Origin of the sequence: Phenylobacterium sp. (genome assembly GCF_036402295.1) — a bacterium.
Taxonomy (GTDB): domain Bacteria; phylum Pseudomonadota; class Alphaproteobacteria; order Caulobacterales; family Caulobacteraceae; genus Phenylobacterium.
Genome location: NZ_DASWTE010000286.1, coordinates 24641 through 37804, shown reverse-complemented (window position 1 = coordinate 37804; position 13164 = coordinate 24641). Strand labels below are relative to the sequence as shown.

The 13164-nt window shown below is 69.8% G+C and carries 12 protein-coding genes; 6 read left to right on the top strand and 6 right to left on the bottom strand.

Annotated features, from left to right (window positions below; translation table 11 throughout):
• Nucleotides 1–44: 44 nt before the first annotated feature.
• Together trmD and VGD44_RS17355 are read right to left on the bottom strand one after the other, a co-directional pair.
• Nucleotides 45–782: a tRNA (guanosine(37)-N1)-methyltransferase TrmD gene (trmD, locus tag VGD44_RS17360; protein ID WP_331089401.1), complete on the bottom strand. Its 738-nt coding sequence runs from the start codon at nt 780–782 to the stop codon at nt 45–47.
• 40 nt (nt 783–822) lie between these two features.
• Nucleotides 823–1419 (bottom strand): hypothetical protein, encoded by a 597-nt coding sequence (locus tag VGD44_RS17355; RefSeq protein ID WP_331089399.1) that lies wholly within the window; start codon nt 1417–1419, stop codon nt 823–825.
• A gap of 83 nt (nt 1420–1502) precedes the next feature.
• Here VGD44_RS17355 and VGD44_RS17350 point away from each other — a divergent pair, with 83 nt between their 5' ends.
• Nucleotides 1503–2393, top strand: a complete 891-nt coding sequence (locus tag VGD44_RS17350) for an acyl-CoA thioesterase II (protein WP_331089397.1) — start codon at nt 1503–1505, stop codon at nt 2391–2393.
• A 23-nt stretch (nt 2394–2416) separates the two neighbouring features.
• Here the strand turns inward: VGD44_RS17350 and VGD44_RS17345 are convergent, their stop codons facing one another.
• The 4 genes from VGD44_RS17345 to VGD44_RS17330 form a co-directional block, all read right to left on the bottom strand.
• A complete protein-coding gene (locus VGD44_RS17345; protein WP_331089395.1) occupies nt 2417–2782 on the bottom strand; it encodes a YdbL family protein in 366 nt (121 codons plus the stop codon).
• A gap of 10 nt (nt 2783–2792) precedes the next feature.
• On the bottom strand, nt 2793–2963 hold the full coding sequence (locus VGD44_RS17340; RefSeq protein WP_331089393.1) for a YnbE family lipoprotein: 171 nt from the start codon (nt 2961–2963) through the stop codon (nt 2793–2795).
• Between the two features lie 34 nt (nt 2964–2997).
• Nucleotides 2998–5991, bottom strand: coding sequence for an intermembrane phospholipid transport protein YdbH family protein (locus tag VGD44_RS17335; protein ID WP_331089391.1), 2994 nt, complete (start codon nt 5989–5991; stop codon nt 2998–3000).
• A 200-nt stretch (nt 5992–6191) separates the two neighbouring features.
• Nucleotides 6192–6968 (bottom strand): SDR family oxidoreductase, encoded by a 777-nt coding sequence (locus VGD44_RS17330; RefSeq protein WP_331089389.1) that lies wholly within the window; start codon nt 6966–6968, stop codon nt 6192–6194.
• A gap of 162 nt (nt 6969–7130) precedes the next feature.
• On the opposite strand from VGD44_RS17330, the gene VGD44_RS17325 reads away from it, so the two are divergent.
• The 5 genes from VGD44_RS17325 to VGD44_RS17305 all read left to right on the top strand — a co-directional run bounded on the left by VGD44_RS17325 (nt 7131) and on the right by VGD44_RS17305 (nt 13114).
• Nucleotides 7131–9209 (top strand): 3-hydroxyacyl-CoA dehydrogenase NAD-binding domain-containing protein, encoded by a 2079-nt coding sequence (locus VGD44_RS17325; RefSeq protein ID WP_331089387.1) that lies wholly within the window; start codon nt 7131–7133, stop codon nt 9207–9209.
• Nucleotides 9210–9311: 102 nt separating this feature from the next.
• Complete coding sequence (locus tag VGD44_RS17320) at nt 9312–10517, top strand: acetyl-CoA C-acyltransferase (protein WP_331089385.1); 1206 nt, start codon at nt 9312–9314, stop codon at nt 10515–10517.
• 146 nt (nt 10518–10663) lie between these two features.
• The gene (locus VGD44_RS17315) at nt 10664–11503 is read left to right on the top strand and encodes an SDR family oxidoreductase (protein WP_331089383.1); all 840 of its coding nucleotides are present in this window, start codon (nt 10664–10666) and stop codon (nt 11501–11503) included.
• Nucleotides 11496–12284, top strand: coding sequence for a glycosyltransferase family 2 protein (locus VGD44_RS17310; protein WP_331089381.1), 789 nt, complete (start codon nt 11496–11498; stop codon nt 12282–12284). The genes VGD44_RS17315 and VGD44_RS17310 overlap by 8 nt, the downstream gene beginning before the upstream one ends.
• Complete coding sequence (locus VGD44_RS17305) at nt 12281–13114, top strand: glycosyltransferase (protein WP_331089379.1); 834 nt, start codon at nt 12281–12283, stop codon at nt 13112–13114. The genes VGD44_RS17310 and VGD44_RS17305 overlap by 4 nt, the downstream gene beginning before the upstream one ends.
• Nucleotides 13115–13164 lie beyond the last annotated feature (50 nt).

The window sequence follows — 13164 nt, the reverse complement described above, 5'->3', positions numbered from 1 at the left end:
GGTGAGGCGGGCGGCCTCTTCCTTCCGGAGCTGCTCGATCACGTTCATCTCTCTCGTCCTTTACTGGGCTTGAAATCGCCCTTTGCCTGTTGATTGGCGGTTCGCTTCGCCCAGAGGTCCGGGCGTCGGTCCCGCGTGGTTTCTTCCCGCTGGTCCTGGCGCCATTTGCGGATGACCGCATGGTTCCCGGACAGCAGGACCTCGGGGATATCGAGCCCTTCGAACGTCCGCGGTCGCGTGTACTGCGGATGCTCGAGGAGACCGTCCTCGAAGCTCTCTTCACTGAGGCTTTCGGCCTGCCCCAGGACTCCCGGGACCAACCGTACGCAAGCCTCGATCGCCACCAGCGCCGCCGCCTCGCCACCGGCGAGGACCGCGTCTCCGACGGAGACCTCCTCGAACCCGCGGGCGTCGAGCACCCGCTGGTCCACCCCCTCGAACCGTCCGGCCAGGACGGTCAGTCCCGGGCCCTGGGCCCACTCTTTCACGCGCGCCTGGGTCAAGGGGCGACCCCTGGCGCTCATGTACAAAAGCGGCCGTCCGCGCCGCTCCACGCTGTCGAGCGCAGAGGCGATCACGTCCGCCCGCATCACCTGCCCCGGACCGCCACCCGCAGGGGTGTCGTCGAGGAAGCCGCGCTTATCTGTGGAAAAGCCCCGAATGTCCACTGTTTCCAACGTCCAGAGCGCGGCCTCTCGCCACGCCGTCCCGATGAGCGAAACGCCCAGCGGCCCCGGAAACGCCTCCGGGAACATGGTGAGGACTGTGCAGTCGAAGGACATGGCGACGTCCTAGACCCTCGCAGGGCCTTGCGGGTCAAGCTCAGAAGAACCGCGCGTAGTAGGTGTAGCGGTCGGCGAGGGGGTCGCCGCGGGAGATGCAGGTGAACCCGGGGCGGGCGACGCAGGGGGTGTCGTCGTAGCGGACGCCGGCGCGGACGCCGTAGGCGTTGGTCCAGATGAACTCGATCAGGCCGGGGTCCCGCGGGCGGTAGCGGAAGCGGATGTCGCCGCGGCTGCCGACCACCCAGCCGCGCCGGTTGGCGACGCCCACGAGACGGCCCGCCTTGGCGTCGGCGGCGATCTCGTCATAGGCGGGCCGGCGGGCCTCGAAGTTCAGGCGCACGCCGGTGAGGTAGAGCGGCGCGAACAGCGGCACGAAGCCGCCGACGAAGGTCATCAGCACCGTGGGGCCCAGCCAGCCGGTCACCGGCTCGCGCAGCATGGACCAGAAGCTCCAGACCAGCAGGATGGGCGGCGGCACGACGAAGATGGCGGCGATCACCACCGGCGCGAGTCCGTCCGGCGTCACCTCCATCAGGCGCGCGGCAGCGAGGGTGGCGGTCACGACCGTCACCATCCAGGCCACCAGCACGACCGCGAGCCGTGTGCGCCAGATCGGCCGTGCGACGACGCTCATATCCCCCATGGCGCAAGATGTGGCGGCTTCGCCCGCCGAAGCAACATCTTGCCCCGGCCGGCGCCCGCGCGTAAGCGGCGCCGATGAGCGAGACGCCATTGCCTGACGAAGGCGCGCAAGACGAAACCCTGGTTGAGACGCTGCAGCTGGAGCGGATCGAGGAGAACCTGTTCCGCGGCACGTCGCCCGACACCGCGCCCGGCCGCATCTTCGGCGGCCAGGTGATCGCGCAGTCGCTGCTGGCGGCCTACGAGACCGTCGAGTCGCGCGTCTGCCACTCGCTGCATTGCTATTTCATCCGCCCCGGCGACCCGACCGTGCCGATCGTGTTCGAAGTGGATCGTAGCCGCGATGGTGGCAGCTTCACGACCAGACGCGTCGTGGCTGTGCAGCGGGGCAAGCAGATCTTCAACCTGGCGGCCTCGTTCAAGGACCCGGAGGAGGGCTTCTTCCACCAGGCGCAGATGCCGGAAGGCCCGCACTGGTCCGAGCTGCCGGACCAGCAGGAGGTCATGCGCGAGATGATGAAGGACGCGTCGGAGGCCGCGAAGCGCTGGCTCTCGCGCATGCCGCCCATCGAGATGCGCTCGAAGGACGCCCGCACCTACTGGATGGACGGCGGGCCCAAGGAGCCGGTGTCGCAGAACTGGTTCCGCTGCCGCACGCCCATCGGCGACGACGCCCACATGCACCAGGTGATCCTGGCCTATGCGTCGGACATGAACCTGCTGTCGACGGCGATGCGCCCCTATGGGGTGCACTGGCAGACCCCGGGCTTCCAGTCGGCCAGCCTCGACCACGCCATGTGGTTCCACAAGCCGACCGACTTCAATCAGTGGCACCTCTACGTCCACGACAGCCCCTCGGCCTCGGACGGCCGCGGCCTGATCCGCGGCCAGATCTACGCCGAGGACGGGACCCTGGTGGCCTCCGTGGCGCAGGAGGGGCTGATGCGGATGCGGACACCCAAGTAGTCATCCCTCCCTCCGGGGAGGGATTACTTCCGCACCCAGCCGCCGCCGGCGGGCTTGTAGAACTCGCCCGACTTGATGCGCGCCTGCACCACGGTCGTGAACGCCGAGGCGCCCGCGGCGGCGGCCGTCACGCCGTTCTTGGCGGCGGCCTCGCGGTAGAGCTGGGCGCGGCCGGCGTTGATCTCGTCGACCGCGGCCTTGAGCGCTGTGTCCGGGGTGGGCTTCACAAAGCCCAGGAAGCCGTCGGCCTGCTCCCCGACCACGCCCGCCGTCTTGGCCGCGTCGACCACGCTCTTGGTGTTGGCCGACTGGGCGATCGCCGGTGTGGCTCCTGCGGCGAGCGCAGCCAAAACCGCGGCCCCGACGTTGAAGAAGTCTGTCCTGTTCATCTCACAAGCCTCAGAAGAGGTTCGGGTTCTTCTGGATGAGGGCCTTCACGTCCTCGTCCAGCTGCAAGCGGACGTTGGCGTCCAGCTTGGCGTAAATGGTGATGGGCGCGACCTCGACGCGAACGGTCGGGGCGCACGCCGAGAGGCCCAGCAAGGCCAGGGCGGCCAGCGCAGCTCTCATGGTTGGGTCCTCATCATGTCTCCTGTCTGAAGCTTCACGGCTGAACGCCGGCTGAATTCTTCGTTCGCTGATATTCACCCCAGTCGGCGATCAGGTCGTCCAGGTTGAGGCTGGTGTCCAGCGTCAGGTCCACGCCCGTGCCAGACGGCAGCGGCAGCTTCTGGCCCAGGAACCGCCGCTGGATCAGGTCCATGATGGTGAGCCGGATGCGCTGCTTCTCGGGCGGATCGTGGCGGCCCACGATGTGGAACACGCTGGCCAGGCGGCCGTCATCGCGGCTCGTCACCGAGACCTCCAGCTTGTCGAAGGCCAAGTTCTCCATGGCCTGGTAGGCGAAGTCGGTAAAGGTGTCGTTCGGGTTGGCCTCGGCCGGGACGGGGGTCGCGCTGTCCGCCGTCACCCCGGTCAGCGCCGCACGGTCGATGGAGATGCGGCCCGGCTGGTCGGCCGCAAGCTGGCCGCCCGAGATGCGGATCTTGTCGCCGGTGATCTCGAACGGCAGCTTGCCGCTGACCTTGGCGTCCAGCTCCACCTTGTCGCCGAACGGCGTGGCCTCGACCAGGTCGTGTAGTTGCACGCCTTCCACATAGACGACGCCGCGGGTCGCCGCGCCGGGCGTCAGCGGGATCTCCAGCGTCTCGGCGCGGATGCGACCGCCGCCCACCGCCGCCTCGCCCCCCTCGATCTTCACCAGGTTGTCGATCAGTTCGAAGCGGGCCCGCAGGCCCGTCAGCAGCACCGCCGATTGCAGCTCCGCGACCGTCAGCTCCTGCCCCGGCGCGGCCTTCAGCGGCGCCAGGCTCTCGAACGCGATCTCGCCCTTCAGCCCCTTCACCGGCCCGGCCGGGCTCTGGAAGTCGAGGCCCGGGACCACGAGCTTGCCGGAGCTGGACGAGCCTTCCAGCGCCCAGTCGAACCGGCCCGAGAACTTCGCAGATCCGACCGCCGGCGAACCTACGGCCGACGCCAGCGGCGAGATCTGCACCGGCTGCAGCCCGCCCTCGGCGAACTCCAGCATGACCGTCTCGAACACGGCCGCGCCGAACCCGAGGCGGCCGTCGTGGGTGACCAGCGCCGTGCCCAGAGCGCCGGCGTCGGGCCGCCGGAACGCCAGGTCGGCGCGCCAGATGAACTCGCGCAGGGTCACGTCGCCGCTCATCAGGAACGGGTTGAACCGCGTCTCCGGCGCCGTGTCCTCCTGCCGCGCCGTGTCGACGTGGATGTCGGCGGTCATCTTCGCGCCCACCCCCGACGCCCGCACCCGGCCCGCGCCGTCCGCCACCCGGCCCTGGAGGAACGGCGCCGCGCCCGTCGCGCCCTCGGCCCTCCCCGACACCCGCCAGGTCTCGCCGCGCATCGCGAACAGCGGACCGCCGACCGGGCATAGCCGTCCGGCCACCGCCTCGATGTCGTTGGCTCCGAACTCCAGCCGTTCAGCCTTCACCGCCACGCAGCGGTCGGCCGTGAAGGTCGTGGCGCCGCCCGCCATGTTCAGACGGCCCGAGGCGTCGATCTCGCCGCCCCGCAGCGCGGCCATCGACGTCCGCAGCCGGAACCGGCCCGCCGCGCTGGCCCCGCCGTCCGTGACGGTGAACCGCGAGACGTCCGCGTCCAGGCCGGGCAGGCCACCGCCCGCCACGGTCAGCCGGAACGCCCCGCCCTGGGGCCCGAACACCGGCTGGCCCCCACGCGCCGCCAGCGTCACCGCCCCGCCGCTGTCCGGCGCGAGCCGCAGCGGTTGCGGCAGGCCCACGGTCAGGCCGCCGCCCTTCATCCGCACTGCGACCTTGGGCGCCGCCACGCGGAACCCGCGCGCCGCCCGCTTGATCGCCGCCATGTCGCCTGCGTCCGCTGTGGTCGGCGCACCGAGGCCGCTCCAGGCGCCGCGCCCCACCGCGGATCCCGTGAGGTCCGCCTCGACTCCCGCCGCGCTCGCCGCGAGCGGCCCGGCCGCCGTCACGGCGAAGTCCGCCAGCCGCAACTCGCCGGCGTCCAGCCCGTCCACGCCGCCGTTCAGCTTCACGACGCCCGCCACCCGGTCGCCGCCCTTGCGCGTCCAGGCCAGGTCCTCCGACGTCACCGCCACGCGGATCGCCCGCGCGCTCGCCGCACCGAACCGCCCGGTCCCGGCGCGCACGTCGCCCGCCAACCGGCCGCGCACGGACAGGTCGGGGATCCAGCCCTTCGCCTGGCCGGTGAACGCCGCCTTTAGCTCGGCCTCGCCCAGCGCCTGCCCGGCCATCTCGGCCCGCTTGCCCGCCAGGGTCACATTGGCGACCACCACGCCCTCGCCGCGGCGCTTCTGGAAGTCCGGATAGGGAATTTGCGCCGCCAGGGTCAGCCTTGCGTCCGTCAGCTTCGCGGGCCCTGCGGTCGCCGCCGTCACCGGCGCGACCAGCGTCACGTCCGCCCGCCCGGCGCGCGTCACCTCGCGCAGCGTCCCCGCGCCGAGGGCGATGTCGAAATCCTTCCCCCTCAGCCGCATCGGCGCCGACGTGGCCGTCAGCGTTTGGAGCTGCCCGTCTTCCACCAGCGCGTCGGCCGCAACCCGCACCGGCCCGTAGTCGGTGGAGAGCACCAGCACGCCGTCGTCGATGCTGATCCGGGGCTTGGCCGCATCGGGTCGTGGCGGGCGTCGCAGGAACTCCTGCACCAGCGGATCGAGCGCGCCCACATGCAGCCCGTCCGCCCTGAGTTGCGCCCGCAGCACCGGCTTCCTGAGCGTGACCGACACGACCTCCAGCCCGGTCAGTCGCGTGCGATAGCGCACCTCGGCGCGTTCGGCGGTGAAGTCGGGGTTGGACGGATCGCCGATGCTGAGTTTCGCGGTGAACGTGGACGGTCCGAACGCCTCCACCTCGGCCCGCGCCGGGATGCCCTTGCCCTCCAGCCAGCCGGTGAGCGCGTCACGTGCCAGCGACCGGCGGTTCAGCCAGGTCAGGGCGGCGGCCACAAGCACGATGACGCCCGCCACCGCCAGGAGGCGGAGCAGCGTGCGGCGCGGGCGCTTTTTCGGTGCGTCGGTCAAATCGGCGTTTCTGGCGTTCGTCCCCTTGATAGCGGGAATCGCGCCGGAACCGTGACCGTTCCAATTCTTCGTGGGCGAAGCAGGATGGTGGAAGGGGGAGAACGCGCTCAGGGCGAATGCACCACGCCGCCCCACCGACCGCGAGAGACAGTCAGTCCCCCTCCAGGCCTACATACGCAAGACCTGCGCCATTGGACGCGTCAGACCCCGAGCTGCGCCAACGCCACGCCGCCGTCGACCGCGATGGTCTCGCCGACCACATAGTCGCCGGCCCGGCTCGCCAGGTAGATCGCCACGCCCTGCATGTCCTCGTCGGTCCCGATGCGGCGGGACGGAATGCGCTTGGCGATCTCGTCGCCCTGGTCGCGGGCCACGCGGTTCATGTCCGAGGCGAAGGCGCCGGGCGCGATCGCGCTCATGACGATGTCGTCCTCGATCAGCCGCGCCGCCATCCGCCGCGTCAGGTAGATCAGGCCGGCTTTCGAGGCGTGGTAGGCGTAGGTCTCCTGCGGGTTCAGGCGGATGCCGTCGATCGAGGCGATGTTGATCACCTTGGCCGGTCGCTCGTGCGTGCCCGAAGCCTTCAGCGTCGCGTGCAGCGCCTGGGTCAGGAAGAACGGCGACTTCAGGTTCAGGTCGACCACCTTGTCCCAGCCGCTCTCCGGATACTCCTCGAACGGCGCGCCCCAGGCCGCGCCGGCGTTGTTGAGCAGGATGTCCAGCTTGTCCTCGTGGCTCAGATACCGCTCGGTCAGCATCCTGCAGCCCTCGACCGTCGAGATGTCGACCGGGATCGAGACGCAACTCGGGCCCAGCTCCTCGGCGGTGGCGTCGCACGCCGCAGCCTTGCGGGCGGTGATGTAGACCTTGCGGCAGCCGGCCTCGAGGAAGCCCTTGGCGATCATCTTGCCGATGCCGCGCGAACCGCCGGTCACCAACGCCACCTTGCCGTCGAGCGAGAACAGATTGGACGCCATGAAGCACTCCCCTTCCTTGTCGTTGCGGCAGTCGTCCAAGCTTCCAAACCCCTTGCGGGAATTGACTTGGCCTCGCCTGCCGAGGCCTATAACACGCGTTTGAATTTCACGGCCGCCAGATTTTTGAACGAGCGGTCAGCCAACCCATTTCGAGGAAGCCAGATGACCGAGATCAATTCGGTGACCACCCTCACCCGCGAAGGCGACGTGGCCGTGATCACGCTGAACTCGCCGCCGGTGAACGCCCTGTCGTTCAACGTCCGCGACGGCCTCTACGAAGGCTTCAAGCAGGCGATCGCCAGCGACGCCAAGGCCATCGTCCTGATCTGCGACGGCCGCACCTTCATCGCCGGCGCCGACATCACCGAGTTCGGCGGCGCGGCCAAGGGCGCCAGCCTCTTCGACGTCCAGAACATGATGGAAAGCTCGCCCAAGCCGGTGGTCGCCGCGATCCATGGCACGGCGCTCGGCGGCGGCCTGGAAGTGGCGCTCTGCGCGCACTATCGCGTGGCCGTGCCCTCGGCCCGCCTCGGTCTTCCCGAAGTGGCGCTCGGCCTGCTGCCCGGCGCCGGCGGCACGCAGCGCCTGCCGCGCGTGGTCGGCGTCGAGAACGCCTTGGAGATGGTCACCTCGGGCCGCCATGTGCCGGCGCCCGAAGCCGCCAAGCTGGGCCTGGTCGACGAGCTGGTCGAGGAGGGCAAGCTGAAGGAAGGCGCGCTCGCCTTCGCCAACAAGGCGGTCGCCGAGAACAAGCCGCTGGTGAAGATCAGCGAGAACAATTCCAAGCTCGAAGCCGCCAAGGGCCAGCCCGAGATTTTCGCCGAGTTCCGCAAGAAGAACGCCCGCAAGTTCCGCGGCTTCGACGCGCCGGAAGCCAACATCAAGTGCATCGAGGCGGCGGTGAACTCCCCCACCTTCGAAGAAGGCCTCAAAACCGAGCGTCAGCTGTTCATGGGCCTGATGAGCGGCAGCCAGTCGGCCGCCCAGCGCTACTACTTCTTCGCCGAGCGCACCGCCCAGAAGATCCCCGACGTGCCGGATGACACCCCGGTTCGCGAGATCAAGAAGGTCGGCGTCCTGGGCGCCGGCACCATGGGCGGCGGCATCTCGATGAACTTCGCCAACATCGGCATCCCGGTGACGATCGTCGAGCTGAAGCAGGACGCCCTCGACCGCGGCCTGTCGGTGATCCGCAAGAACTACGAGCGGTCGCGCGGCGCGAAGCCCGAGGAGACCGAGAAGCGGATGAGCCTGCTGACCGGCGCGCTGGACCTCTCGGCGCTGGCCGACTGCGACCTCATCATCGAGGCCGTCTTCGAGCGCATGGACATCAAGAAGGACGTGTTCGCCAAGCTGGACGCCATCGCCAAGCCGGGCGCGATCCTGGCGTCCAACACCAGCTACCTGAACATCGACGAGATCGCCTCGGTGACGAAGCGTCCCGAGGACGTCATCGGCCTGCACTTCTTCTCGCCGGCCAACGTCATGAAGCTGCTCGAGGTCATCCGCGGCGAGAAGACGGCCAAGGACGTCATCGCCACGTCGATGAAGCTGGCCAAGAAGATCGGCAAGGTGGCGGTGCTGGCCGGCGTCTGTCCGGGCTTCATCGGCAACCGGATGCTCAGCCAGCGCCAGCGTGAGGCGCAGAAGCTCGTCCTCGAAGGCGCCATGCCCTGGGACGTGGACCGCGTGCTCTACGACTTCGGCTTCCCCATGGGGCCGTTCGCCATGAGCGACCTGGCCGGCCTCGACATCGGCTGGGTGAAGGAGAACTCGAAGGGCGAGACGATCCGCGACGTGCTCTGCGAAGCCGACCGCCGCGGCCAGAAGACCGGGGCCGGCTACTACGACTACGACGAGAATCGCAACGCCAAGCCGTCGCCGTTCACCGAGAAGGTGATCAACGACTTCATCGTGAAGAGCGGCCGGAACCCCCGGAAGATCGGCGACGAAGAGATCCTGGAACGCTGCGTCTTCCCGATGATCAACGAGGGCGTGAAGATCCTCGAGGAGGGCAAGGCGATCCGCGCGTCCGACGTCGACGTGGTGTGGGTCAACGGCTACGGCTGGCCCGTCTACCGCGGCGGCCCGATGTTCTACGGCGACCTGGTCGGCGGGCCCGACAAGGTGCTGGCCAAGATGAAGGAGTTCCAGGGCTCCATGGGCGACGACTTCAAGCCCGCGGCCCTGCTCGAGAAGCTGGCCGCCGAGGGCAAGAAGTTCGCCGAGCTCAACAAGTAGACCTCATTTCAGGCGGGGCGGCCGCGAGCAGCCCCGCCTTTTTCACGTCCTCAAGTTCCCCTCGCGTCAAGCCATCCACCCAAGCCAGAAAGCCTCCCTCTCATGCGTGAAGCCGTCATCGTCGCCGCCAAGCGGACCCCCATCGGCAAGGCCTATCGCGGCGCCTTCAACAACACCTACGGCGCGACCCTCGGCGCCGAGGCGATCCGCGCCGCCGTCGCCCAGGCCGGCGTGGATCCGGGCGAGATCGACGACGTCGCCATGGGCTCGGCCCTGCAGCAGGGCACGACCGGCAACAATATCGCCCGCCAGGCCGCCCTGCGCGCCGGCCTGCCCAACACCGTCTCGGGCATGACCATAGACCGCCAGTGCTCCTCCGGCCTGATGGGCGTGGCCACCGCCGCCAAGTACATCATCAACGACGGCGCCCAGGTCGCCATCGGCGCCGGCATCGAGTCGATCAGCCTAGTGCAGAACGCTCACATCAACAGCTTCATGGCCGGCGACCCGTGGCTGGCCGAGCACGTGCCCGAACTGCGCACCTCGATGATCGAGACCGCCGAGGTCGTCGCCGAGCGCTACGGCGTCAGCCGTGAGGCGCAGGACGAGTACGCCCTGCAGTCGCAGCAGCGCACCGCCCAGGCCCAGGCCGAAGGCCGCTTCGACAGCGAGATCGTCCCGGTCACCACGATCATGAAGGTGCTGGTCAACAAGGAGACCGGCGAGACCGCGGACAAGGAGATCACCATCACCGGTGACGAGGGCAACCGCCCGCAGACCACCCTGGCCGACCTCCAGAAGCTGAACCCGGTGTTCAAGGGCGGCAAGTACGTGCCCGAGGGCAAGTTCGTCACCGCCGGCAACGCCTCGCAGCTGTCCGACGGCGCCGCCGCCGTGGTGCTGATGGAGCGCAAGGAAGCCGAGAAGCGCGGCATCGAAGCGCTGGGCGCCTACCGCGGCATGGCGGTGGCCGGCTGCGGTCCCGAGGAGATGGGCATCGGCCCGGTCTTCGCGATCCCGAAGCTGCTCGAGCGCAACGGCCTGACCATCGACGACATCGACATCTGGGAACTGAACGAGGCCTTCGCCTCCCAGGTGCTCTACTGTCGCGACAAGCTCGGCATCGACCCGGCCAAGTACAACGTCTCGGGCGGCTCGATCTCCATCGGCCACCCCTACGGCATGACCGGCGCCCGCTGCACGGCCCACCTCATGTACGAAGGCAAGCGCCGCGGCGCGAAGTACGGCGTCGTCACCATGTGCGTCGGCGGCGGCATGGGCGCGGCGGGGTTGTTCGAAATCTTCTGATTTCGAGAACGTCCCCCGACTGGGCGCGACGAGTACGAAGGGCCGCCCTCCGGGGCGGCCTTTTTCTTGCAGGTCCGTGCCGCAGGCGCCGCGGGTTGACACTCCTGTCCCGCAGGCGCCGACTGGTGTCTGGGGGATGCCGTATGATGCGCGGCGAGCGTTGGCTTGTGACCGGTTCGACCGGTCTGGTGGGAACAATCGTGAGCACGGCCGCCGCGCGGGCCGGCGTGCACGTGGTGCGCGCCTCGCTGAGCGGCCGGGCAGGATCTCTTGCATGCGATCTGCGCGACGCACGCGCCACGGCCCGCTTGCTCGCCCACGCTTCGCCTGACCGTGTCATCCATCTGGCCGCCGTATCCAGCCCCGCGCTGGCGGCGGAACAGGCCGACGTCGCCTACGACCTGAACGTACGGGCCACGGAGCTGATTGCGGACTGGTGCTTGCGGCAACAGCGCGGCCTCATCTTCTCCTCGACAGACCAGGTGTTCGACGGCGACCGCGGCCCCTATCGTGAGTGCGACAGGCCGGCGCCCGTGACCGTCTACGGCCAGACGAAGCTCGCCGCCGAGCGTCTCGTGCTGGCGGCCGGCGGACTGGTGGCGCGGCTGGGCTGGGTGCTCAACGACCGTCCCGCTCCGCGATCGGATTTCGTCGAGCGGGGCCTGGTTCGTCTGCGCCGCGGGGAGGTGCTCTCCGCTGCCGACGATGAGCATCGCACCCCCGTGTACGGGGACGAACTGGGCCGGGCCGTGATGCGGCTCGCCGAGCTCGACCACCGCGGCGCCCTTCACGTGGCCGGCGCCATTCACACGACGCCATACGAAGTCCTGCGCGCTCGCGCGCTCCAGGCGGGTCTGGACGCGACGGCGATCCGGCGCATTTCGCGCCGCGAGCTGGCGCCGCCGGGCCGCCCGCGCGACGTCCGCCTCGACACCACCGTCCTGCTGGGACTGCTCGCGCGTACACCGCAGGTCGCTCATGCCTAAGCGGCTCGAGGTCATCGTCCCCGTCCACAACGGCGAGATCGAGCTCCCGCGGATGCTCGCCGCCCTCGCGCCCCAGGTCTGGGACGAGGTGCGGGTCACCCTAGTCCTCAACGGCTGCAGCGACGCTTCCGAGGCGATCGCCCGCGATGGCCTGGCCACCATCCAGGCGTCCGGCGCCGAGGCCCGGCTGCTGCAGGCGCCGCGGGCGTCGCGGCCGGCGGCGCTCAACACCGGCGAGACCGACGCCCAGGGTCACCGGCTCTATCTCGACCAGGATGCGGTGCTGAGTCCCGATGCGCTGCGTCTGATCCTGGACGCCATCGACTCCGGCGCGCACTTCGTGGGCGCCGGAGCGCTCTGGCGGACCCGCTCGCCGCTCGTCGCCATGGCGATGCAGGCCTGGAACCATATCCCGTATGTGGTCGAGCAGCCGGTCACTGCGGGCATGTACGCGGTCTCGGCTTCGGGCCGGGCGCGATGGGGCGCATGGCCGGACGCACTGCCCGACGACAAGTTCGCACGGCTCCAGTTCGCGCCGGCCGAGCGCGTCCGACCGGCTGGCCTCACCTACAGCGTGGCGGCGCCAGACAGCTTCGCCGGCTTGATCGCCGCGCGGCGTCGATACTTCCAGTCCAACGTGGCCCTGCGCGAGGCGCGCCCTGAGCTCTTCGCCCAGGACGGGGCCCGCTACGACCGTCTCTGGCGGCTGGCCCCGGCGCAGTGGCCGGGCGCCATTGTGCTGGCCGCCGCCGAAGCGGGAGCCCGGCTGGGGGCACGATGACCGTCGCACGTTTCGGCGTGGTCGTACCCGCTTGGAACGAGGCCGACGTGCTGCCTGCGCTGCTCGCTTCGCTCCTCGCCCAAGAGGGCGTGGAGCTTGACGTCGTCATAGTCGCCAACGGGTGCGCGGACGCGACGGCAGAGGTCGCCCGCGCGATGATCGGGGCGTTCGCGGCTGCCGGACACAGGCTGCAGGTCGTTGAGATCGTCGAACCCTCCAAGCCTGCTGCGTTGCGCGCCGGGGACGCAGCAGTCGCCACCCTTCCCAAGGCCTACGTCGACGCCGACGTCGCGCTCTCGCCCACCGCCTTGCAGGCAGTGGCCGCTCCGCTGGACACTTCGCACCCCCGCGCGGCCGCCCCGCGCCTCCGCTTCGCCGCGCCGGCGAACACCGCGCGGCTGGCGGCCTTCGTCGAGAGCGCGTCCCCGTTCCGCGACGATGTCGTCGGCGGCGGCTTCTATGCCGTGAACGCGGCGGGTCGCGCCCGCTGGGGCGACTTCCCCGATCTGGTGGCCGATGACGCCTTCGTGCTGGGTCTGTTCGCCCGCTCCGAACGGCGCCTGGTGCGGACCGCAGAGTTTCGGTGTCGGTTCCCGGATCGCCAGCGTCTGCCGGCCGTCCTGGCGCGGTGGGAGTTCGGTAGGCGCCAGGCGGCGGAGGCCGGCTCGCCTGGTCCGCCGAGCCGCCGCGTATTCGCCATACTCCAGGCGCTGGCGCAGCCCGCCCGCTGGCCGCAGGCGTGGCAATGGTTCCGCCTCAAGCGCGCGGCTCGCGCCTACGCGGCGGGGCGGTCGGCAGCGGACATCGGCTGGGCTCACGCCGACCGCTAGGCCTGCGGGCGATCCTCTGCGATGCTCCGAAGAACGAGTACGGGGGAAGC